Source organism: Rhodococcus sp. NPDC057135, from assembly GCF_042670865.1.
GTDB lineage: Bacteria > Actinomycetota > Actinomycetes > Mycobacteriales > Mycobacteriaceae > Rhodococcus_F.
In genome coordinates, this window is sequence record NZ_JBHUUU010000020.1 from 1 (window position 1) to 21723 (window position 21723).

Genomic DNA, 21723 nt, shown 5'->3' on the forward strand with positions numbered 1-21723 from the left:
CCTCGAACTGCAACGCCGCGGCGGCGGCATCGGCGCAGCCGCACTCTGCGGCGGCGGCGGACAAGGCGACGCACTCATCGTCCGCGTCCCCAAGGCATAGGCACCCCCGGCACAAGCGTCACCCTCAATACACCTGAACGAACGCTCTCGCTCTGCGACGCCCCGTGGTTTTCCTCACACAACTACGGGGCGTCGTAGTTGTTCGGGCACAATGGCCTCATGGCGAACATCTTTGACGTATCCACTCCCGCGAAACGCTTCCGTCTGGTGGCGTGGTGGGAAGCTGTGACCTGGGCGGCCTTGCTGGTTGCCATGTTCTTCAAGTGGGTTCTCGGACACGAAGAAGCGATTCGCATCCCCGGAATGGTCCACGGCACCGCTGGCTTCCTGGTGTTCATCGTTGTTGCGCTGCTGACCGCGTGGTCGCTCAAGTGGGACATCAAGACCACGATCCTTGCGCTGATCTCGAGCGTTCCGCCGTTCGGCACCGTCATCTTCGAACGCTGGGCAGTGCGAAACGGCAAGCTCGGTGAGCTGTCCACGGAGTTCGAGGCTGCCAAGGGCAACGCGGCGCTCGTCTGAGTGCTGCATCCCTCTACGTAGCTTCGCGCAACTCGTGACAAACTGGGAGTCGTGACTCGACCAGGTTCCAGGCCCCCCGCGCGTTCGTCCGCAGTTGCTGCCGCCATGAGCGGCGCAGTCGACTTGTCCGCCTTCAAAGAGCGGGCCACGGCCCCACCACCGCCGCGTAACACCAGCGGCGACGGGGCCGTTTCTGCTGTCTCCGGGGCAGTGATCGAGGTGACCGAGGAGAACTTCGAAAGCGAAGTCCTGCTCAAGTCGAGCCAGGTCCCGGTCATCGTCAACATCGGTGGCCGCGCGTACGAGCCCTCGGTTGCCTTCACCGAAGTTCTCGAATCGTTTGCAGCGCGTGCGGGCGGCAAGTGGATTCTTGCCAACGTCGACGTCGACGTGAGTCCTCGCATCGCGCAGGCTTTCGGCGTCCAGTCGGTGCCGACGGTTGTTGCCGTCGCGGCCGGTCAGCCGTTGGCCGATTTCCAGGGCGCTCAACCGGAGGCGCAGCTGAGCCAGTGGTTCGACGCAGTGCTCCAAGCTGTCGAGGGCAAGTTGAGCGGTCCTGTCCCCGAGGGTGACGAACCGGTGGAGGAGGTCGAGGATCCTCGATTCGTGGCCGCTGAAACCGCGCTGGACGAGGGTGATCTCGACGGTGCCATCGCCGCGTACCAGGTGATTCTCGACGCCGAACCCAACAATGCGGAGGCCAAAAGCGCTGTCCGCCAGGTGAAATTCATGGCTCGGGTTCAGGGCGTCGATCCCGAGTCGATTGCGGCCGCGGATGCTGATCCGTCCAATCTCGAACTGCAGTTCGCAGCGGCCGATCTGGAAATGTTCGCGCAGCAACCCGAGGCGGCGTTCGCCCGCTTGATCTCGGTGGTCTCGCGAACTGCCGGCGATGACAAGGCCGCAGCTCGCACGCACCTGCTCGAACTGTTCGAACTGTTCGACCCGGCAGAACCGATCGTCATCGCGGCCCGCCGTAAGTTGGCTTCCGCTCTCTACTGACGTGTGAACCGGCAGCCGCTACTCGGTGTAGCGGCTGTCGCACACTTCCCGGCCGCCGAGTACGCCGGTCCGGAACGCGTCGACGCGCGCAAACCCGCTCGGAACCGTCTCGCCGTTGACGTCACTGGCGGCGAGGCCGTCGGTCAGCAGTCCTGATACGGCTTCGTCGAGGTCGCCAGGGGAGAGCGTGACCTGAGCTCCGGACGCCGCGGCGTTGGTCGGGCTGAGTGCTGCGGTGATGACGCCGGACAGGCACGCGGCGCGCAAGGCGGTCTGCGGGGTGTCGAGTGATTGGCCGTTCTCCTTTTGCATCGCGAGGGTGTATCGCGACGCGAGCAGGACGTAGGCGTTGTAGTCACCGGTGATGTTGGTCTGGATCAACTCGCGTCGTCCGACGCGGCCCGGCGTGCCGCGCTCGGCAAGTTCGTCGACGCTGATTCCGATGGTGTTCGTCGACGGGCAGTACGAGACAGGTTCGGTCGCAACAGCGTCGCTGCACCCGGTGTCTGCGCCGGAGAACACGACCTTCGGCGGCTCGGGGAGATCGAAGATCGCTTGGAAGGTCTTCACGAACTCGTCGAGGGTTGCCTCGGTGACCGGCAGTTCTCCGGAATCGTTGCCTTCGGCAAACTGCTGCGGTAGGTCTGCGCGTCGTGACTCGATCTCGTCGGCGTCCATCTTCGCGCAGGCGCCGGCGCCGTCGGTGAATCCGATCTGAGTGGCGGTGACGCGCTCGAAAGCCGAACCATGGTGGCTCTCAGGATCATTGGGGTCCTCGTCGCGGATGGCGACGGCCGAGGCCAACACCTTGTTGAGACCGTCGGAGGTGTTCATCGTGAAGTGTGCGGCCTTGTCCTCGGCGACGTGCCGCAAGAACGCCCCACCGAAACAGTCGGCTTGTTGTTCGCGCACCAGGGCGGCATCTCGTTTACCGCCGACGATCCCGGCTTTGCGCTGAACGGCATGGCCGTACTCGTGCGCGAAGATGAAGGCAACGGCCACTTCACCGAATTTCTCGCGTACCTCGGGCAGCAGCAGTTCGCGATCCCAACCGATGGTGTGATCGATGCTGCAATACCCGGCGTTGATGAGTTCTTCGGTGGTCTCCTCACAGAAGTCCGGGCCGTTCGATTCGGTGGGGTCCCACGAGATCAGCTCGTCGACCGGTTCGAAGGGCTTGTCGAACAGAGCCGGGTACTCGGCGGCCCAGTAGGTTTCGATGTCGGTGATGGCGTTGGCTGCCAGGGCGTCGATGTCCCCGCCGTCGGTGCCGGTGATTGCTCGGTCGGCGTTGGGGGCTCCTGGGCGCAACCCACTCGGTCCTGCCGTTGCGTCGAGTCCGGCGACGCGGAAGGGATCGTGATAGATCGAGACGGCGTGGCCACTCGTTCCGTGGGCACAACCGGCGAGCAGTGCGGCCACTGCCAACAGTGACGATGTGACAATGACTACTCGCCGGCCGACCATCAACGCTCCAGACTTATCCAAATCGCTCCAGCAGCTGGCAGCGCCACCTGTGCGGAGGCTGGCCGACCGTGCCACGAACGCGACGTTGCCGTGACCGCTCCGAGGTTCCCGACTCCGGAGCCGCCGTACACCTCGGCATCGGTGTTGAGAATTTCCACCCATCGGCCGGGCTCTGGTAGCCCGACGCGGTAGCTCGAGTGTTCGCTGCCCGAGAAGTTGAACAGGCAGGCGACAATCGAACCGTCAGTACCGTAACGCAGAAAACTGAGGACGTTGTTCTCGGTGTCGTTGGCGTCGATCCAGGAGTATCCGCCGGGGGAGGTGTCGAGGGTCCACATGGCCGGATGGCGTCGGTACGCGGAGTTGAGATCGCCGACCAGTCGCTGGACGCCGCGATGGAGAGTGCCTGTGTACTGATCGTCGAGCTGCCACCAGTCGAGGCCGCGTTCTTCGGACCATTCCGCGCTCTGGCCGAACTCTTGTCCCATGAACAGCAGTTGCTTGCCAGGATGCGCCCACATGTACGCGAGCAGTGAGCGCAGGCCGGCTGCCTTGGCGAAGTCGTTGCCGGGCATCCTCGTCCACAGAGTTCCCTTGCCGTGCACCACCTCGTCGTGGCTGATCGGTAGTAGGTAGTTCTCGCTCCACGCGTACATCAGCGAGAAAGTAATCTCGTGATGGTGGTAAGTCCGGTGCACCGGGTCGTGACCGAGGAACCCGAGAGTGTCGTGCATCCACCCCATGTTCCACTTCATGTTGAACCCGAGGCCACCGACATTGGTCGCCCGTGTGACTCCGGGCCACGCCGTCGACTCCTCGGCGACGGTGACGACTCCTCGATGATTCTTGTGGACAGTTGCGTTCATCTCCTGCAGGAACGCAACGGCTTCGAGATTCTCGCGGCCACCGTGAATGTTGGGAGTCCATCCACCTTCCGGACGTGAGTAGTCCAGGTACAGCATGGATGCGACGGCGTCGACGCGCAGTCCGTCGATATGGAACTCCTCGAGCCAGAACAAGGCGTTGGCGACGAGGAAGTTCCGGACCTCGCGACGTCCGAAGTCGAATACGTATGTGCCCCAGTCCAACTGCTCGCCGCGACGCGGATCGGCGTGCTCGTAGAGGGGAGTTCCGTCGAAACGGGCAAGCGCCCACTCGTCCTTGGGGAAATGCGCGGGCACCCAGTCGACGATGACGCCTATTCCTGCGGCATGCAGGTGGTCCACGAACCAACGGAAATCGTCGGGCGTACCGAAGCGGGATGTCGGTGCGTAGTACGACGTGACCTGGTATCCCCAAGAGCCACCGAACGGGTGCTCGGAGACGGGCAGCAGTTCGACGTGGGTGAATCCGGTTGTGGTGACGTATTCGGCGAGTTGCTCGGCCATCTGCCGGTAGTCGAGTCCGGGACGCCACGATCCGAGATGCACTTCGTAGACGCTCATCGGTGACTGCGAAGGGTCGACACCCGCGCGGGTTTCCAGCCAGGCCGCGTCGTTCCACACATGGGAACTGGTGGTCACCCGCGACGCCGTCGCCGGTGGGACCTCGGTACCGAACGCCATGGGATCGGCCTTGTCGCGCACCGAGCCGTCGTGGCCGTGGACCCGGAACTTGTACAGCGAACCGACTGCGATGTCGGGCAGGAAGATTTCCCAGACTCCGGTGGAACCGAGGACTCGCATGGGAGCGAATTGGCCTCCCCACCCGTCGAAGTCCCCGACGACGGTGACGCCGCGGGCGGCCGGAGCCCAGACGGCGAACGAGGTGCCGTCGACGGGTCCGTCCGGTGTCTCGTAAGAACGCGGATGTGCACCGAGGATGTCCCACAGTCGCTCGTGACGCCCCTCGCCGAACAAGTGAAGGTCGAGTTCACCGAGAGTCGGCAGGAATCGGTAGGGATCCGCCGTGAGAACGGTATGTCCACCCGGGTACGTCACGGAATAGCGATAGTCGATCAGGTCGGGGTAGGGGACCAGAGCCGCGAAGATTCCGTTCGAAACATGTTCGAGAGGAAAGGTTTTGCCGCCGATGACAGCGTTGACGGACTCGGCGTGAGGACGCAACGCGCGCAGGACGGTGCCGTCGGCGTGGGGGTGGGCACCGAGGACGCTGTGCGGATCGTGATGTTCACCGCGCGACAACAGCTCCAGATCGTGACTGTCCGGGGCAATACCCGACGGTGACTTGTCTGTTGGCATCACTTGCCTCCACTCGCGCGGTGCGCATTGCGTGCTTGGTAGGCCAGAGAAATCCGGGCCGGATATGGAACGGGCGGGAGTGCGAGGATGTGCGCCACCGAACGCCAGGGCTCGAGACGGACGAAATTGGCTTGGCCCCAATCGAACTGCTCGCCCGTCACTTCGTCGAGCACGGTCATGTGATCGTGCCATTCGCGTCCGAGTGCCGGCATGTCCAACCAGACTGTGCCCTCTTCTGCCGCGAACGGGTTGAGGTTGATCACCGTCAAGACGGCGTCGCCGGTCGCGGCGTCGAACTTCGAGTAGGCGATCAAAGCGTCGTTGTCGATGTGGTGAAAGTGCAGGTTCCGCAACTGCTGCAGAGCAGGATGCGCACGCCGGATGCGGTTGAGCGCGGTGATCCACGGCTCGAGAGATTCGCCTCGCGCTGCGGCTTCGGCGAAGCGGCGCGGACGAAGTTCGTACTTCTCGGAGTCGAGGTACTCCTCGCTGCCGGGGCGGACCGCTTGATGCTCGTAGAGTTCGTAACCGGAGTAGACGCCCCAGGTCGGCGCCAGGGTGGCGGCGAGAGCTGCTCGTAGCGCGAACATTCCGGGCCCACCGTGCTGGAGGGACTCGTGCAGGATGTCCGGTGTGTTCACGAAGAGGTTCGGTCGGGCTTCGTCGGCCTTTGCCGCCAGCTCGTTACCGAATTCGGTGAGTTCCCACTTCGCCACTCGCCAGGTGAAGTACGTGTACGACTGGGTGAATCCGCGTCGCGCCAGACCGTACATGCGCGCCGGACGAGTGAATGCCTCAGCGAGGAACAGAACGTCGGGGTCGGTCTTCTTGACCTCCGAGATGAGCGTCTCCCAGAAGTTGGGCGGCTTGGTGTGCGGGTTGTCGACCCGAAAGATCTTGACGCCGGCGCTGATCCAGTGTCGGACGACTCGGAGAATTTCCTTGTCCAGGCCGCGAGGATCGGTGTCGAAGTTGATCGGGTAGATGTCCTGATACTTCTTGGGTGGGTTCTCGGCATAGGCGATGGTGCCGTCGGGAAGGACGTTGAACCACTCCGGATGCTTCTTGGCCCACGGATGATCCGGGGCGCACTGCAGCGCGAGATCCAGTGCCACTTCGAGATCGAGCTTGCGGGCCGTGGCGACGAAGGCCTTGAAATCCTTGAGCGTGCCGAGTTGCGGATGGACTGCGTCGTGCCCGCCGTCGACCGAGCCGATGGCCCACGGTGAACCGACGTCACCGGGTTCGGGGGTGAGGGTGTTGTTGCGTCCCTTGCGGTTGATCTCGCCGATGGGATGGATCGGCGGAAGGTAGACGACGTCGAAACCCATTGCGGCGATGCGAGGCAGATCCTCGGCCGACGTGCGGAACGTCCCGTGTTGAGGCACCCCGTTCTCGTCCCATCCACCGGTCGAGCGGGGGAAGAACTCGTACCAGGATCCGAACAACGCGCGGCTGCGATCGACCACGACGGGGTGAGACTCGCCCTTGGTGACCAGTTCACGGAGCGGTGTGGCGCGGAGCAGTTCGGCCACGTCGGAGGCGAAGGCCGGAGCGACGCGAGCAGTCAGCGCCTGATCGCTGCGCAGCGAAGCGGTGACGGCTTCGAGCCTGGACCGGTTGGCCCGCGGCACCTCGTGCGCGGCCTGTTCGAACAGGCGCGCACCGATTTCCAAGTCGTTGGCCAACTCGGCGGCGCCTTGCCCGACAGCCAGCTTTGCTTCCACCGCGTGCTTCCAGGTGGCGATGGGATCGCTCCACGCCTCGATCCGGAACGACCACATGCCTTCGGCGGACGGCGTGAAGACTGCATCGACGGTGTCCGGTTCGGTGCCGGGATCCATCGGAATGCGCAGCGGCTTGGTACCGCGCGGACCACGCACGACAAGAGTGGCGGAAATGGCGTCGTGGCCTTCTCGCCACACGGTGGCATGCACCGGGAAGACTTCACCCACCACGGCCTTTGCCGGATAGTTACCCGAGATCTCGGGTACCACGTCGTCGATACCGAGGCGTCCTGACACGGGAAGCTCCATTTCTGATGATGGATCGCGGTAAAACTTTCTTTCGCCGCGTTCAACCGTAGTGGGTGTGGCGCCGGAGTGCTGATAACGACGAATTCGGGTCTGTCGGTGGTCAGGTCGGGTCGGGCATCAAGTTCCACCAGACAGAGTCCGACGAACTCGACTAGGGTTCGCGGGGTGAAAGCCTTGCGTCGGTTCACTGTCCGAGCCCACCTTCCGGAGCGCCTTGCCGCGCTCGGCCCCCTGTCCACCAACCTTCGGTGGTCGTGGCATCCCGAGACACAGGATTTGTTCTCGCGACTCGACCCCGAACTCTGGCAAGCAGTCCAGTTCGATCCGGTCCGCATGCTCGGGGAAGTCGACCCCGCCCGGCTAGACGCGCTCAGCAGTGACGAGGCATTCCTCGATGACCTCGACACTGCAGCAGCCGATCTCGACGCCTACCTGAGCACGCCGCGCTGGTATCAGTCCCAGCAGGCCAAGGGCACGTCGCTGGCCGGTGGGATTGCGTACTTCTCCATGGAGTTCGGCGTCAGTGAAGTTCTGCCCAATTACTCGGGCGGATTGGGCATCCTTGCCGGCGATCATCTCAAGGCCGCGTCCGACCTGGGTCTACCGCTCATCGGCGTCGGATTGCTCTACCGATCCGGTTACTTCCGCCAGTCCCTGACTGCCGACGGTTGGCAGGCCGAGCACTACCCGCCCCATGATCCTCAAGGGTTGCCTCTTCGTTTGCTGACGGACGCAGGTCCGGCTTCCGACGACGGATCGCCGGTCGTCATTCACGTCGCGATGCCCGGTGGACGAGTGCTGCGTGCGCGAGTGTGGATCGCTCAGGTCGGACGAGTGCCGTTGCTGCTGCTCGATTCCGACATCGCCGAGAACGACGCGGACCTGCGCGGCGTCACGGACCGTCTCTACGGCGGGGACCAGGATCACCGCATCAAGCAGGAGATCCTTGCGGGTATCGGCGGCGTCCGCGCGGTGCGTGCCTACACCGCGGCCTACGGATTGCCCGATCCCGAGGTGTTCCACATGAACGAGGGGCACGCCGGATTCCTCGGCATCGAACGGATTCGGGAACTTGTCACCACCAGCGGTCTGGACTTCGATTCGGCTCTGGCCGCGGTTCGCGCCGGAACCGTCTTCACGACGCACACGCCCGTTCCCGCCGGAATTGACCGTTTCCCGGCGGATCTGGTCCGTCACTACTTCGGTGGCGCGAACGGCGAGAACGAATCGACCCTGCTTCCCGGTCTGACCGTCGACCGCATCGTCGGGATGGGGCGCGAATCCGATCCGTCGATCTTCAACATGGCGCACATGGGCCTTCGCCTGGGTCAGCGCGCCAACGGCGTCTCGAAGTTGCACGGCATCGTCAGCCGCGACATGTTCAACGGACTCTGGCCGGGCTTCGACGCCGACGAGGTGCCGATCGGTTCGGTCACCAACGGTGTTCACGCGCCGACGTGGGCGGCGCCGGAGTGGATGGACGTGGCCAGGCGGATCGTCGGTCAGGAGCAACTCGAAGAAGCACGCGGGTGGGAGCGCCTGCACGAGTTGTCGGCCACCGAACTGTGGGAAACACGTAATGCGTTGCGCGGCAAGTTGGTCGACGAGGTGCGTCGTCGTGTCCGCGCGTCGTGGCTCGAGCGGGGCGCCACCGAAGCCGAACTCGGCTGGACCGCTGGAGTATTCGATCCGAACGTCTTGACCGTCGGCTTCGCCCGACGCGTTCCGACGTACAAGCGGTTGACGCTGATGCTGCGTGATCCCGAGCGTCTGCGTGCGATGTTGCTCGACGAGAAGCGTCCGGTGCAGTTGGTGGTGGCCGGTAAGTCGCACCCCGCCGACGACGGGGGCAAGGCGCTCATCCAGCAGGTCGTGCGATTCGCCGACGAAGCGGATGTGCGTCATCGCATCGTCTTCCTGCCCGACTACGACATGTCGATGGCGCGCTACCTCTACTGGGGCTGCGACGTGTGGCTCAACAACCCGCTTCGACCACTCGAGGCGTGCGGTACTTCCGGCATGAAGTCCGCGCTCAACGGCGGCCTCAACCTCTCCATTCGCGACGGATGGTGGGACGAGATGTACGACGGAGAGAACGGGTGGGCCATTCCGACGGCCGACGGTGTTCTCGACGACGTTCGGCGTGACGACCTGGAAGCCAGCGCGCTCTACGAACTTCTCGAGCATGCGGTACTGCCGACGTTCTATGACCGTGATGCTGCCGACCTGCCGACGCGCTGGGTCGAGAGGGTTCGCCATACCCTCGAGAATCTGGGCCCGAAGGTGTTGGCATCACGCATGGTTCGTGACTACGCGGTCGACTACTACGCACCTTCGGCGGAATCAGCTCGCGCTGTGGTGGCCGACGATTTTGCCGGCGCCCGTGAGGTGGCCGAGTTCCGTCGCCGTATCGAATCGCAGTGGCCGTCGGTTGCGGTCGAGCAGGTGGACGGTTCCGGTTTGCCGGACACCCCGGAGATCGGTGCGACCATCTCGTTGAAGGCCAAGGTTCGCCTCGGCGGCTTGTCGGTCTCGGATGTCGAGGTCCAGGCGGTCCTCGGGCGCGTGAGCCCGGGCGAGGAACTCACCGACGTGGTGACGTTCCCGATGACGCACTTCGGCGACGAGGACGGAACCGAGATCTTCGAGGCCGAGGTTGCGCTTCCGGTTTCCGGTTCCGTGGGCTACACCGTGCGGGTGCTGCCGCATCACCGGTTGTTGGTCAATGCGTCCGAACTCGGATTGGTGACCACTCCGAACGCCTGACGTAGTACATTCTGCCCCGGTCCGTTCGGTCGGTACCGGGGCAGAACTGTGCCCGGGTGAAAACCGGGTCAGGGACGTGAGTCGCGGATGCGGGTGAGCGCCTTGCGGACGACTTCGGGGTTGGTCGTCTCCCAGAACGGAGGCAGTGATGCGCGAAGGTAACCCGCGTATCTGGCCGTTGCCAGACGTGGATCGAGCACGGCCACCACGCCCTTGTCGTCGGTGCTGCGAAGCAGACGGCCCACGCCCTGTGCCAGGAGCAGTGCGGCGTGATTGGCCGAGACGCTGAGAAAGCCGTTACCGCCATGGGATTCGATAGCTTGCTGACGAGCCATCAACAGTGGATCGTCCGGGCGCGGGAACGGAATACGGTCCAAGATGACGAGGCTCAGCGAGGGCCCCGGGACGTCGACGCCCTGCCACAGGGACAGTGTGCCGAACAGCGACGTGGGTTCGTCCTTGGCAAATGCCTTGACGAGGGTGCCGGTGGCGTCGTCGCCCTGGCACAGGATGGGGGTGTCGAGGCGTTCCCGCATCGCTTCCGACGCCGCTTTCGCGGCGCGCATCGACGAGAACAAGCCGAGGGTGCGTCCGCCCGCAGCCTCGACCAGTTCGGCGATCTCGTCGAGATAGACCGGAGAGAGGCCGTCGCGGCCGGGGGTGGGCAGGTGCCGGGCAATGTAGATGATACCGGCCTTGGCGTGGTCGAACGGTGACCCGACGTCGAGTGAGTTCCAGCGGAAAGCTGAAGCGTCAGAAGGGGCTTCGGTGCCGATGGCGGTACCCGAGTCGGGGCGCACCGACGATTCCGCGGGCAGACCCCAGTTGACGGCGAGCCCGTCGAACGATCCGCCGACGGTCAGTGTCGCGGAGGTGAGAACGACGGTGGATTCGGCGAACAGTCTCGAGCGCAGCAGACCGCCGACCGAGAGCGGAGCCATCCGGACCGAGCGCCGCACCGATCCGCGGAATTCGTCCGAGGACAGCCAGACGACGTCCTTCCGTTTGGCTGGGTCGGGTTCGTCGAAAGCTGTGAGGATGCGTACTGCGCTGTCGTGGACGTCGTCGACGGACGAGAGCGCGGCGTTGCGGGCGGCCGCAGCTTCGGGGTCTGCTGCTGCCATGCCAGGTTTGGCCGGGCCGATAGCGGTGCGCAGCGACCAGGCCGCGTCGCGGATTGCGGCCAGTGCGGGCGCCGCCCCGTCCGGGAGGCCTTCCCATCGACCTGGACGCAATTCCTCGAGGAGTCCCGCCCAACCCTCGCCGGCAGCTTCGAGTCGGTCGGCGTCCTGTTCTTCGGCGATCTTGCCGCAACGCCTGGCCGCGGCACTGATCGAAGAGGCCGTGAGATCCGCCGTCGCCACGCCGGTGACGCGGTCGACCAACTCGTGGGCTTCGTCGATCACCACGACGTCATGGTCGGGCAGAATCTGAATGCCGGTGATGGCGTCGATGGCGAGCAGTGCGTGGTTGGTGACGACTACGTCGGCCTTCGACGCCTCGACGCGGGCGCGCTCGGCGAAGCAGTCCTCACCGACGGGGCACTGGTTCTTGCCGATGCACTCGCGCGAGGTGACGCTGACCTGCCGCCACGCCTGATCGGACACACCTGGCACCAATTCGTCACGATCACCGGTTTCGGTGTCGGAGGACCATTCGGTGAGGCGGACAACCTCCCGGCCGAGACGCGAGACCGTGAACGGATCGAACAACTCGTCCTCGGGTGGCTGCTCGGACGCACCCGTGTGAATCTTGTTCATGCACAGGTAGTTGTTGCGGCCCTTGAGGATTGCGAACTCTGCGCGTCGGCCGAGTGGCTTCTTCAGGGCATCGGCGAGCCGTGGCAGGTCTCGATCGACGAGCTGACGCTGAAGCGCGATGGTGGCGGTGGACACGACGACGGTGCGTCCCGATTCGACCGCGTGGCGCAGGCTCGGAACGAGGTAGGCGAGTGACTTACCGGTACCGGTGCCGGCCTGAACGGCCAGATGCTCGCCCGTGTCGATCGAGTGCGCCACGGCCGACGCCATCGTCAGCTGGCTGGTTCGTTCGGCACCGCCGAGCGACCGCACCGCTGTCTGGAGCAGTTCGGGAACGTTCGGGAGTTGATCGGCCACCCACGAAGGTTAATGGATCCCTACGTCAGAAACGTCCACGGATGATTCCCGGGGTAGTTCCCCGGCAATCGAGTCTTCTTCCGACGCGGCCTCGTCTCGCCCGATCAGCTGCACTCCTGCCTCCCGCATCTGCACCAATGCCGACTCGATCGTGGCTGTCGACACACCAGCGGTGAAGGGGAGAAGGACTGTCGTGCCGAATCCTGCGCGCGCCGCATCGATGGCTGTGGCCTTGACGCAGTGATCGGTGGCAATGCCGATCACGTCGACGTCGGTGATCTCGTGGGCGTGGAGCCAGTCCTCGAGCGTCGTGCCGTCCTCGGCGGCTCCTTCGAAACCGGAGTAGGCAGCGCTGTAGGCGCCCTTGGAGAAGATCGCCGATCCGGCGACGGAGGCGTCGAATGCCGGATGGAACTCGGCGCCGGCTGTCCCGACGACGCAGTGAACCGGCCAACTGTCGATGAAGTCGGGAGTTTCGGAGAAATGTGCCCCAGGGTCGATGTGGAAATCGCGGGTCGCGACTACAGCGTCGTACTCGTGTGAGTTCACGAAATCGTTGACGGCCGCCGCAACCGCAGCACCGCCGTCGACTGCGAGAGCGCCACCTTCACAGAAGTCGTTCTGAACGTCGACGACGATCAGTGCTTTGGCACTCACTGGTGCTCACCTCCGGAGAATCGAACGGGCACAGCCGAGTCTCCGCGTGAAAGCTTGAGCCCTTCCCACGGCAGGCTCACGAGCCCGGCTTTCAGAACTGCACGGCACTCTTCGAGCGTCGGTGCGCTCTCGACGACCTTGCCTTCACGGACCAACGGGATCAACAGTTCGGTCGCGCCGTCCGCCTCGGAAACCGGGGAAGGTGATCCGGCGGGGTAGATGACTTCTTCGACGATCGTTCCGGTCGGGCGCACTACGCGCAGTGCTTTCTTGGCGCCGCCGCGAGATGCCTTGTTGGTACTTCTCTTCTCGACCGCAATCCCGTCGACCTCGACAAGTTTGTAGACCATGCCAGCGGTGGGGGCTCCTGATCCGGTGACCAGTGAAGTACCGACGCCGTACGAGTCGACGGGTTCGGCGCGCAGGGCTGCGATGGCGTACTCGTCCAGGTCGCCGGAGACGACGATGCGCGTCTTGGTGGCCCCGAGGTCGTCGAGTTGTTGGCGTACCTGGCGAGCAAGGACACCGAGGTCACCGGAATCGATGCGCACTCCGCCCAGTTCGGGACCGGCAACGGCGACAGCCGTTTTCACACCCTCGGTGATGTCGTAGGTGTCGACCAACAACGTGGTGGATACGCCCAGAGCGGCGACCTGACCGCGGAATGCCGCCGCCTCGTCCGGACCGTCTTCGGTGGTGTGCAGCAGGGTGAAAGCGTGTGCACTCGTTCCCGCGCTGGGCACGTCGTGACGCCGCGCGGCTTCGAGGTTGGAGGTGGCGTCGAAACCGGCAATATACGCGGCACGTGAAGCGGCAACCGCTGCCTGTTCGTGTGTACGACGCGAGCCCATCTCGATCATTCGTCGACCGCCCGCTGCGCTGACCATCCGGGCTGCGGCCGAAGCGATCGCGCTGTCGTGGTTGAGGATCGAGAGAATCAAGGTTTCGAGGATGACGCACTCGGCGAACGTTCCGCGGACCGAGAGGATCGGTGATCCGGGGAAGTAGAAGTCGCCCTCACGGTAGCCGTCGATGTCGCCGGAGAATCGGTAGTTGCGCAGCCACTCGACGGTCGTGTCGTCGAGGAATTTCGCAACGATCGCCAGTTCCGGTTCACCGAATCGGAACTGCTCGAGCGCGTCGAGTAGGCGCTCGGTACCGGCGACGACGCCGTAGCGGCGGCCGTCGGGCAGCCGCCGTGCGAAGACCTCGAAACTGCAGTTGCGGAAGGCAGATCCGTCGGCGAGAGCCGCCGAGAGCATGGTGAGTTCGTACTGATCGGTGAGCAGTGCGGTGCTGGCACCGGCGTCGCGGATGTCGGAAATTTGCGTAGGCACGCACACAACTCTAGGCGCGAGGCGACGTGGGTGGGTGTTGTCGCCTCTCGCCGCGCCGTACCCTGGATACATGGTTTTCGGCGGCGCGACCGTGTCCGACACTTACTCGGCGAACGTAACGATGAGAGGCGCTACGGCTTCCTCTCCTCAAGCCACGCCCGAGCAGTCGGAGGCTGTGGCGACCATCGAAGCCGCCGATCGGCCTTGGGTGACCATCGTCTGGGACGACCCGGTCAATCTCATGCACTACGTGACTTACGTGTTCCAGAAGCTGTTCGGCTACAGCAAAGCCAAGGCCACCGATCTGATGATGCAGGTTCATTCGGAGGGCAAGGCCGTGGTCTCGAGCGGTTCGCGAGACAAGATGGAGGCCGATGTGCGTCGCCTTCACGCGGCCGGTCTCTGGGCCACCATGCAACGCGACGACACCTGAGAACCATTATTTCGACCGAATTGTTCGCCCAACTCGTAGACGGGAGTCCGACGCGTGCGGACGTGGAGTAGGAAGAGTTCACTCGGCGGAGTGAAGTTCAAGTCCGAGATGGACGGTCACGAAGCGGCGGTTCTACGCTCCCTCGTGGAGTCGGTGACCGGGCTTCTCGACGAGCGTGCGTCTTCGGCGCCGCAAGACGAGCTCGCCGCGCTGACCGGCCTTCGGACCGGCAATTCCGAGACACCCGACAATCCGGTGTTGGCGCGGCTGCTTCCCGACTTCCAGCGCACCGACCCGGACAAGGTCACCCCGAACAGTGACGATCTCGACGACGCGGGTGCCAATGTCAATGGTGCGCTGCGCAGTTTGCACGAGCCCGAGATCATCGACGCCAAACGCGAGTCCGCCCGTACGTTGTTGGCTTCGCTTCCCGAGGCCGGCGGCAAGGTCGTTCTCACGCAGGAACAGGCCGATGCCTGGTTGTCCTCGCTCAACGACGTCCGTCTCGCGCTCGGAACCAATCTCGGCATCGACGCCGACACCCCGGAGAGCCTCGAACCCGACGACCCGCGTGCCCCGCATCTCGACGTCTATCACTGGTTGACGTGGATGCAGGACTCCCTCGTCCAGGCGCTCATGCCATGACTACGACGCGGACCGGGCCCACTGATTCACTGACAGATGTCGCCGGCCTCGCAGTCGGCCATCACCACAAACTCGACGATGGCGTCACCCTCGGAAGCGGCGCAGCCACCGGCTGCACAGTCGTCCTCGCGTCGGCCGGTGTGGTTGCCGGAGTCGACGTCCGGGGCGGCGGGCCTGGTACCCGAGAGACCGACCTTCTCGACCCGAGCCATTCGGTTCAGCAGGTCAACGCAGTGCTGTTGACCGGCGGTAGTGCCTACGGATTGGCCGCGGCCGACGGCGTGATGCGCTGGCTCGAGGAACACGATCACGGGATCGCGATGGGGGCTCCCGGTCAGGTGGTACCGATCGTCCCTGGCGCCGTGATCTTCGATCTGCCGGTGGGGGACTGGACCGTTCGTCCGACTGGAGACTTCGGATTCCTCGCAGCCGACACCGCTTCGCGCGAATTCGCCACGGGCACGGTCGGTGCCGGAGTAGGCGCGAGAGCCGGAGCGCTCAAGGGTGGGGTGGGAACGGCGAGCGTCGTGATCGCCGACGGCCCCGCCGAGGGCACGACGGTCTCCGCTGTGATCGTGGCGAACCCGGTAGGTTCGGTCTTCGACCCTCGAACAGGTTTGCCGTGGGGCGTCGGCTCGGACGGGGCGGAGTCGTTCGGCCTCAGGGTTCCCGACGCGTCCGAACTTGCGGCGGCCAATGCCGTCGCAGCCAAGGGCACCGTCCTCAACACCACGATCGGCGTCGTCGCCACCGACGCCGCCCTGACCAAGGCCGGGTGCCGACGCGTCGCTGTCGCCGGTCACGACGGTCTGGCCCGTGCGATTCGGCCCGCACATTCGCCGCTCGACGGCGACACGATCTTCGCGCTCGCCACCGGTGATCACACTCCGAATTCGGAGATCGCGGTTCCGGCCGCTTTCCCGAACGATCTGCCGATACTCGACGCGGTGTGCGCGGCTTCGGCGCAGGTGGTCGAACGGGCGATCGTGAAGGCCATTCTGGACGCCACGTCGGTTGCCGGAATCCCGAGCTATCGCGAACTCTTTCCGTCGGCATTTCTCTAGGCAGCACTCCTGGAATCGGCGGTAACCTCGAATTGAGCCTGGTTGCAAGTGACCGATCAGAAAATCGGATCGACGGTGGAGGACGCACACGATGACGATGGATTTCAACAATCCGGATTTCGGCACCCGAACGCCGGCACCGAAATCCGGTCCGCCTTCGGTGTGGAAGCAGTCGGCCGTGTTGGTGGGCGGTTTCGCGATCCTGCTCTACGTGATCGAGATCGTGGATGTCATCTCCGGTCAGAATGTCCAGAATGCCGGCGTCACCCCGCGCACGCTCGACGGGCTGTGGGGAATCTTGTTCGCCCCGGTGCTTCACGACGACTGGGGTCACCTGATCGCCAACACCATTCCGGTGCTGATCCTCGGTTACCTCGTGCTGGTGTCGGGAATCGCGCGCGGACTCGCGGCTACCGGCATCATCTGGGTGATCGGCGGTGTCGGAACCTGGTTGTTCGCCGGTTCGAACTCGAATCACGTCGGTGCGTCCGTGCTGATCTTCGGCTGGGTGACCTACCTGTTGGTGCGCGGATTCTTCACGCGAAGTTTCACGCAGATCCTGATCGGTGTTGCTGTCTTCGTCGTGTACGGCGGAGTGCTGTGGGGCGTTCTGCCGAGCGATCCTCGAGTTTCCTGGCAGGGACACCTGTTCGGAGCGATCGGCGGCGTGGTGGCCGCGTGGGCACTGACGTCGGGGGAGAGGGCCAAGCGCTCAGGTTCGGCACCGGCCGTTCGACCACCCAGTTTCTGAACGGACGTGGGTCACACCCACACTGCGGTGTGACTTCGACGCGCCAAAACGACCAAGAGCTTTTTCCCAGACGGGTAGACGTGGCAGCATGACCGGTATGCGCATGACCGTCCTGGGGTGTTCCGGCAGCGTCACGGGTCCGGATTCACCGGCTTCGGGATACCTGCTCACGGCACCGGGAACTCCGCCGCTCGTGATCGACTTCGGCCCGGGCGTTCTGGGAGCGTTGCAGCGATACGCCGATCCGGGCGAAGTGACGATCCTGCTCTCGCACCTTCATGCGGACCACTGTCTCGACATGCCCGGCCTTCTCGTCTGGCGTCGCTATCACCCCAACCCGCCGGTTGGCCGCGCTCTGGTCTACGGCCCCACCGACACCGCCTGCCGCATCGGAGTGTCCTCCGCCGAGTGTGCCGGCGAGATGGACGACATCTCCGACACCATCGACGTCCGACTCTGGGCCGAGAACGAGCCGGTGTCCTTCGGAGAACTGAGCGTCGTCGCGCGCCGGATGAATCACCCGCCCGAGGCTTACGGTTTCCGGATCACCGGCGCCGACGGCCGCGTGCTCGTCTATACCGGCGACACCGGCATGTGTGACAACGTCGTCGAACTCGCGCGCGATGCGGACGTGTTGCTCTCCGAAGCGTCGTGGACCGACAGTCCCGATCGGCCAGAGGGAGTTCATCTCTCCGGCAAGGAAGCCGGCCGAGTGGCCGCTCTCGCCGGCGTCAAGGAGCTTCTCCTCACGCACATCCCGCCGTGGACATCCCGTGAAGACGTGATCGCCGAAGCGAAATCCGAATTCTCCGGACCGGTCCATGCAGTCTCCGCCGGAAGCGTCTACGACATCTGATTCCCCTCACATTCGATGCAGTGCCGAGCGGGCGACCGCTAGGCTCACGAAGGTGACTACACGAGAAGACGGTAGGGCGGACGACGAGCTCCGCACGGTCAAGATCACCCGCGGGTTCACCAGTCATCCGGCCGGATCCGTTCTGGTCGAGTTCGGGAACACACGCGTCATGTGCACGGCCAGCGTCGAAGAGGGTGTTCCCCGCTGGCGCAAGGGTTCCGGCTTGGGTTGGCTGACAGCCGAATACGCGATGCTTCCCGCCGCGACGCACACACGTAGTGGCCGCGAATCGGTCAAGGGCAAGGTTGGCGGCCGCACTCAAGAGATCAGTCGACTCATCGGCCGATCACTTCGAGCGTGCATCGACCTCGCGGCAATCGGCGAGAACACCATCGCCCTCGACTGCGACGTCCTCCAAGCCGACGGCGGCACTCGCACCGCGGCAGTGACGGGGGCGTACGTGGCCCTGGTCGACGCCGTGACGTACCTGCGCGCTGCCGACCTGCTCTCCGACCCGCAGCCCATCTCGTGTGGCATAGCGGCCGTCAGCGTCGGCGTCGTGGACGGGCGAGTGCGTCTCGATCTTCCGTACGAAGAGGATTCGCGTGCCGAGGTCGACATGAACGTCGTGGCCACCGATACCGGCACTCTGGTGGAAATCCAGGGAACCGGTGAGGGCGCCACGTTCCCACGTTCGACGCTGGACAAGCTGCTCGACTCCGCGCTCGCTGGTTGTGAGCAACTTTTCGAGATCCAGCGTCAGGCGTTGGCCGAGCCGTATCCCGGGGTGCTCCCCGAACCGAAGAATCCGGAACCCAAGAAGAAGTTCGGTGCTTGAGCTGTGAGCGTACGAGTATTGGTTGCAAGCCGAAACGCCAAGAAGCTGAAGGAACTTCACCGAGTTCTCGACGCCGCCGGAGTGAACGGAATCGAGCTGGTCGGCCTCGACGAGGTTCCGCCGTTCCCCGAGGCTCCCGAGACCGGCGCGACGTTCGAGGAGAATGCGCTCGCCAAGGCGCGTGACGGCGCTGCGGCAACCGGAATGCCGTGCATTGCAGACGATTCCGGTGTCGAGATCGATGCGCTGAACGGTATGCCGGGTGTGCTGTCCGCGCGGTGGTCGGGCACTCACGGAAACGACGGCGCGAATACCGCCCTGGTGCTGGCTCAGCTGGGAGACGTGCCAGACGAGCGGCGCGGTGCGGCCTTCGTCTCCGCCTGTGCACTCGTGATTCCTGGTGGCGACGAGATCGTGGTGCGCGGCGAATGGCGTGGGGTGATCGGCCGCGAACCGGCCGGAGACGGCGGCTTCGGATACGACCCCATCTTCCGTCCGGACGGTGACGCCCGCTCTGCCGCAGAACTCACCCCGGCCGAGAAGGACGCGGCATCACATCGGGGGAGAGCGCTCGTGCAGCTCGTTCCGGCGTTGGCCGCACTGGCCGGCTGATCCGAATCCGAAAAGTACAGCCCTGAACGCGACTGCGTTCAGGGCTGTACTTTGTCGAAACTCTCAGAGCTGGTAAGCCTGCTTCACCTGGGCGGTTCGCTTGTGCTCGAACACGAACGACAGGAACGGGATCGTGCCGGCGAGCGCGGTGGCAACCGTCGTACCGGGCTTCCACCGGGCCTTGATCGCGAGGTCGATCGTGAAGACCAGGTAGAGCATGTAGAACAGACCGTGGATCTGGCCGATGTAGAACAACCACGCCGGTGCATCCGCAGAATTGTCCAGAATCAGGTACTTGTAGACCATCTCACCGGTCAGGAACAGCAGCCACAGACCCGTGATCCAAGCGAGAACGCGGTATCGGACGAGCGCCGACGCAACCTTCTTCTGCTTCTCTGTGTTGACTGCGGGGGTAGCGATGCTCGCTTCCGAACCGGTACTCACGTCGTGCTCCTATCGGACTCGCGAGCGGCGAGCTGCGCAAGGTAGTCGTTGTATTCGAGCATTTGGCGGGCTTCGGGATCGTCGACGTCGAGGTTCACATCGTCGAACTCGGCCTGCGGGCGTTGCGGCAAGAGGTCGGCGGGAATCTCACGCGGCTCCGCGGCAGCTTCCTCGGCTTCGGCCTCTTCCGGGTCCACGTCTTCGAGCTGAACGAACTTGCGATACGCGTACACGACAAACGCCGCGAACAGCGGCCACTGGAACGCGTACCCGAGATTCTGTCCCGATCCTCCGACGGCTTCGAAGCGCTCCCACTGCCACCAGCCGAGCGCGAGGCAGCCGGCGGCTGACACGATGACCAGCAGAATCAGCGCAGGTCGGCGTTTAGTAGCGTTCTTGGACACACTAAGACGGTACCTGAGAGCTATAGTGCCTCGCCCTGCGATCTCCGACACGGTGTCGTAGAAGCCGTGCCACGGCGTGTCGTAGGGGCCGTGCCACGGCGTGTCGTAGGGGCCGCGCCGCGGCGTGTCGTAGAGGCCGTGGCGTGGACGGTGTGTTCATCACATGTTTCGCCGATCCGGGGGGTTGGACAATCGGCTGGGGAGTGTTCGAGTCGTCTGCGGCCGTGGGGAACAGTGAGGCCGACTCCGTCGTTCTCGGTTGCACCGGCATGTTCGGTGTAACCGCGCAGTCCGAGACAGGCTGCATGGCAAAGGGATTCATGTTCCGGTGGTGGATCCGACGGCAGCGGCGATCACGTGGTTGGAGAGCTCGGTCCATCTGGGGCTGACGCCCAGCCGGACGACGTATATGACTCCACCGGTCAAGGATCGAAAGCGCTGAGAACTGGAAAGGCCCCGCCGGATCAGATCCGGCGGGGCTCTTCGTTGTGCGCGAGGGGGGACTTGAACCCCCACGTCCTGAGACACTGGAACCTAAATCCAGCGCGTCTGCCAATTCCGCCACTCGCGCGCGGAATTCAAAGGATACGCGAGTGGAATCGCTCGCGGGAACACCACCCTGGTCGGGATGCGCCCGCCTGCTCTCAGGCCGATTCGGCCAGTGGATCCGCTGCCGGCGGGGTGGTGGTTTTCTTCGACCGGCGCGGTTGCTCAGCCGTGCGTTGATACCGCCACGCGGCGTGGGTGAGTGTCCGAACATCGACGTCGAGGTGTTCCGACACCGCAACAAGCAATTCGGCTGCGTCGGTGCTCGACAACAATTCGTCGCTGCTGCTCGCCTCGGTGGCGAACCGCGCAAGCAGGTCTAACCAGGTTGCCGTCAACTTCCCGGACAGGAACACCAGCGTCTCGAAGGTCCTCGGGCCGAGGCCCGGAACGGAGACGACTGCCGAGCGGAGGCATTCGGTGTCCTCGACGTCGGCGCTGGACCGGCAACCGGCGTCGACGAGCGCTTTGGCTGCGCGAGCTACACCTTCGGCTTTGGTGGAGTAGTTGCCAGGCACGCGCTGGCGATTGCCGAGAACCGTTGCGAGTTCGTCGCCCCGGTCGGTGAAGGCGGCGAGAGCAGACAGGCTGTCGAGATGTTCGCCGGCCTCCACCGACCGGTGCGTGCGCCAACGGTCGACGACGGCGCGGACTCCGGTCTTCGGCGTTCCGTACGCGGCGCGTGACGAGAAGATCGCGTCGAGAAGGGCCGCTTCGGACTCGAGCGGCCAGCCTTGATTCCAGTGCGGCCACGCCTCGCGCGGCAGTTCGGCGCCGATGAATTCGACGGCTCTGACTACGTCTGTGTCTTCCATGATTTCTCCCCCCGAGAAGTTGTCCTGTGTGGACGCGCTGAACGTAGCGAGGGGGTCCGACAGATTGTGGCCGCAAACGCACGGGATCGACCGTCCGTCAAGGAGGTCACGAATTGATAACAATAAATATGAGGGGTTCCTCAGGTTTCT

Annotated in this window: 19 protein-coding genes and 1 tRNA gene; 10 read left to right on the plus strand and 10 right to left on the minus strand. The window is 64.4% G+C overall.

The features are described 5' to 3' along the window. Nucleotides 1–219: 219 nt before the first annotated feature. Both ACFT1A_RS28010 and ACFT1A_RS28015 read left to right on the plus strand, forming a co-directional pair. The gene (locus ACFT1A_RS28010) at nt 220–582 is read left to right on the plus strand and encodes a DUF3817 domain-containing protein (RefSeq protein ID WP_230814089.1); all 363 of its coding nucleotides are present in this window, start codon (nt 220–222) and stop codon (nt 580–582) included. A gap of 105 nt (nt 583–687) precedes the next feature. Next, entirely contained in the window at nt 688–1584 is an 897-nt protein-coding gene (locus ACFT1A_RS28015) for a co-chaperone YbbN (RefSeq protein WP_378449749.1), read from the plus strand. A gap of 18 nt (nt 1585–1602) precedes the next feature. On the opposite strand, the gene ACFT1A_RS28020 is transcribed toward ACFT1A_RS28015, so the two are convergent. From ACFT1A_RS28020 to ACFT1A_RS28030, 3 genes are read right to left on the minus strand one after another with little or no spacing between them, the layout of a single operon-like run. Beyond that, nucleotides 1603–3051 carry a neutral zinc metallopeptidase gene (locus ACFT1A_RS28020; protein WP_378449750.1) on the minus strand — a complete coding sequence of 483 codons (1449 nt, stop codon included), beginning with the start codon at nt 3049–3051 and terminating at the stop codon, nt 1603–1605. Then, nucleotides 3051–5252, minus strand: a complete 2202-nt coding sequence (gene glgB / locus ACFT1A_RS28025; RefSeq protein WP_378449665.1) for a 1,4-alpha-glucan branching protein GlgB — start codon at nt 5250–5252, stop codon at nt 3051–3053. The genes ACFT1A_RS28020 and glgB overlap by 1 nt, the downstream gene beginning before the upstream one ends. Further along, on the minus strand, nt 5252–7276 hold the full coding sequence (locus ACFT1A_RS28030) for an alpha-1,4-glucan--maltose-1-phosphate maltosyltransferase (protein WP_378449666.1): 2025 nt from the start codon (nt 7274–7276) through the stop codon (nt 5252–5254). The genes glgB and ACFT1A_RS28030 overlap by 1 nt, the downstream gene beginning before the upstream one ends. Before the next feature lie 177 nt (nt 7277–7453). Here ACFT1A_RS28030 and glgP point away from each other — a divergent pair, with 177 nt between their 5' ends. Beyond that, nucleotides 7454–10054, plus strand: a complete 2601-nt coding sequence (glgP, locus tag ACFT1A_RS28035; protein ID WP_378449667.1) for an alpha-glucan family phosphorylase — start codon at nt 7454–7456, stop codon at nt 10052–10054. 68 nt (nt 10055–10122) lie between these two features. On the opposite strand, the gene ACFT1A_RS28040 is transcribed toward glgP, so the two are convergent. The 3 genes from ACFT1A_RS28040 to ACFT1A_RS28050 are packed head-to-tail and all read right to left on the minus strand — an operon-like array spanning nt 10123 to nt 14165. Beyond that, nucleotides 10123–12171, minus strand: a complete 2049-nt coding sequence (locus ACFT1A_RS28040) for an ATP-dependent DNA helicase (protein WP_019749155.1) — start codon at nt 12169–12171, stop codon at nt 10123–10125. Between the two features lie 9 nt (nt 12172–12180). Beyond that, entirely contained in the window at nt 12181–12828 is a 648-nt protein-coding gene (locus ACFT1A_RS28045; RefSeq protein ID WP_378449668.1) for an isochorismatase family protein, read from the minus strand. Further along, nucleotides 12825–14165 (minus strand): nicotinate phosphoribosyltransferase, encoded by a 1341-nt coding sequence (locus ACFT1A_RS28050; protein ID WP_378449669.1) that lies wholly within the window; start codon nt 14163–14165, stop codon nt 12825–12827. The genes ACFT1A_RS28045 and ACFT1A_RS28050 overlap by 4 nt, the downstream gene beginning before the upstream one ends. 121 nt (nt 14166–14286) lie before the next feature. Between ACFT1A_RS28050 and clpS the strand changes: the two genes are divergently transcribed. From clpS to rdgB, 7 genes are all read left to right on the plus strand, one after another. Beyond that, the gene (clpS, locus tag ACFT1A_RS28055; protein ID WP_029255695.1) at nt 14287–14598 is read left to right on the plus strand and encodes an ATP-dependent Clp protease adapter ClpS; all 312 of its coding nucleotides are present in this window, start codon (nt 14287–14289) and stop codon (nt 14596–14598) included. Between the two features lie 54 nt (nt 14599–14652). Then, nucleotides 14653–15243, plus strand: coding sequence for a DUF2017 domain-containing protein (locus ACFT1A_RS28060; protein WP_214886774.1), 591 nt, complete (start codon nt 14653–14655; stop codon nt 15241–15243). Further along, on the plus strand, nt 15240–16307 hold the full coding sequence (locus ACFT1A_RS28065) for a P1 family peptidase (RefSeq protein ID WP_378449670.1): 1068 nt from the start codon (nt 15240–15242) through the stop codon (nt 16305–16307). The genes ACFT1A_RS28060 and ACFT1A_RS28065 overlap by 4 nt, the downstream gene beginning before the upstream one ends. 91 nt (nt 16308–16398) lie before the next feature. Beyond that, a complete protein-coding gene (locus ACFT1A_RS28070; protein ID WP_378449671.1) occupies nt 16399–17058 on the plus strand; it encodes a rhomboid family intramembrane serine protease in 660 nt (219 codons plus the stop codon). 97 nt (nt 17059–17155) lie between these two features. Further along, entirely contained in the window at nt 17156–17914 is a 759-nt protein-coding gene (locus tag ACFT1A_RS28075; RefSeq protein ID WP_378449751.1) for a cyclic nucleotide-degrading phosphodiesterase, read from the plus strand. Between the two features lie 52 nt (nt 17915–17966). Beyond that, nucleotides 17967–18752: a ribonuclease PH gene (rph, locus tag ACFT1A_RS28080; RefSeq protein ID WP_003945332.1), complete on the plus strand. Its 786-nt coding sequence runs from the start codon at nt 17967–17969 to the stop codon at nt 18750–18752. A gap of 3 nt (nt 18753–18755) precedes the next feature. Further along, the gene (gene rdgB / locus ACFT1A_RS28085; protein ID WP_378449672.1) at nt 18756–19364 is read left to right on the plus strand and encodes an RdgB/HAM1 family non-canonical purine NTP pyrophosphatase; all 609 of its coding nucleotides are present in this window, start codon (nt 18756–18758) and stop codon (nt 19362–19364) included. Between the two features lie 63 nt (nt 19365–19427). On the opposite strand, the gene ACFT1A_RS28090 is transcribed toward rdgB, so the two are convergent. The 4 genes from ACFT1A_RS28090 to ACFT1A_RS28105 all read right to left on the minus strand — a co-directional run bounded on the left by ACFT1A_RS28090 (nt 19428) and on the right by ACFT1A_RS28105 (nt 21573). Next, a complete protein-coding gene (locus ACFT1A_RS28090) occupies nt 19428–19808 on the minus strand; it encodes a DUF3817 domain-containing protein (RefSeq protein ID WP_378449673.1) in 381 nt (126 codons plus the stop codon). Beyond that, complete coding sequence (locus tag ACFT1A_RS28095) at nt 19805–20212, minus strand: hypothetical protein (RefSeq protein ID WP_021333455.1); 408 nt, start codon at nt 20210–20212, stop codon at nt 19805–19807. Before ACFT1A_RS28095 ends, ACFT1A_RS28090 begins: the two co-directional genes overlap by 4 nt. Nucleotides 20213–20701: 489 nt before the next feature. After that, nucleotides 20702–20783, minus strand: a tRNA-Leu gene (locus tag ACFT1A_RS28100). A gap of 73 nt (nt 20784–20856) precedes the next feature. Further along, entirely contained in the window at nt 20857–21573 is a 717-nt protein-coding gene (locus tag ACFT1A_RS28105; protein ID WP_378449674.1) for a hypothetical protein, read from the minus strand. Between the last annotated feature and the right edge of the window lie 150 nt (nt 21574–21723).

What these genes read in the sequence shown, in the direction of transcription:
- ACFT1A_RS28010 (WP_230814089.1), top strand. Translation starts at nt 220, where the DNA reads ATGGCGAACATCTTTGACGTATCCACTCCCGCGAAACGCTTCCGTCTG.
- ACFT1A_RS28015 (WP_378449749.1), top strand. Translation starts at nt 688, where the DNA reads ATGAGCGGCGCAGTCGACTTGTCCGCCTTCAAAGAGCGGGCCACGGCC.
- ACFT1A_RS28020 (WP_378449750.1), bottom strand. Translation starts at nt 3,051, where the DNA reads ATGGTCGGCCGGCGAGTAGTCATTGTCACATCGTCACTGTTGGCAGTG.
- glgB (WP_378449665.1), bottom strand. Translation starts at nt 5,252, where the DNA reads ATGCCAACAGACAAGTCACCGTCGGGTATTGCCCCGGACAGTCACGAT.
- clpS (WP_029255695.1), top strand. Translation starts at nt 14,287, where the DNA reads ATGAGAGGCGCTACGGCTTCCTCTCCTCAAGCCACGCCCGAGCAGTCG.
- ACFT1A_RS28065 (WP_378449670.1), top strand. Translation starts at nt 15,240, where the DNA reads ATGACTACGACGCGGACCGGGCCCACTGATTCACTGACAGATGTCGCC.
- ACFT1A_RS28070 (WP_378449671.1), top strand. Translation starts at nt 16,399, where the DNA reads ATGACGATGGATTTCAACAATCCGGATTTCGGCACCCGAACGCCGGCA.
- ACFT1A_RS28075 (WP_378449751.1), top strand. Translation starts at nt 17,156, where the DNA reads ATGCGCATGACCGTCCTGGGGTGTTCCGGCAGCGTCACGGGTCCGGAT.
- ACFT1A_RS28105 (WP_378449674.1), bottom strand. Translation starts at nt 21,573, where the DNA reads ATGGAAGACACAGACGTAGTCAGAGCCGTCGAATTCATCGGCGCCGAA.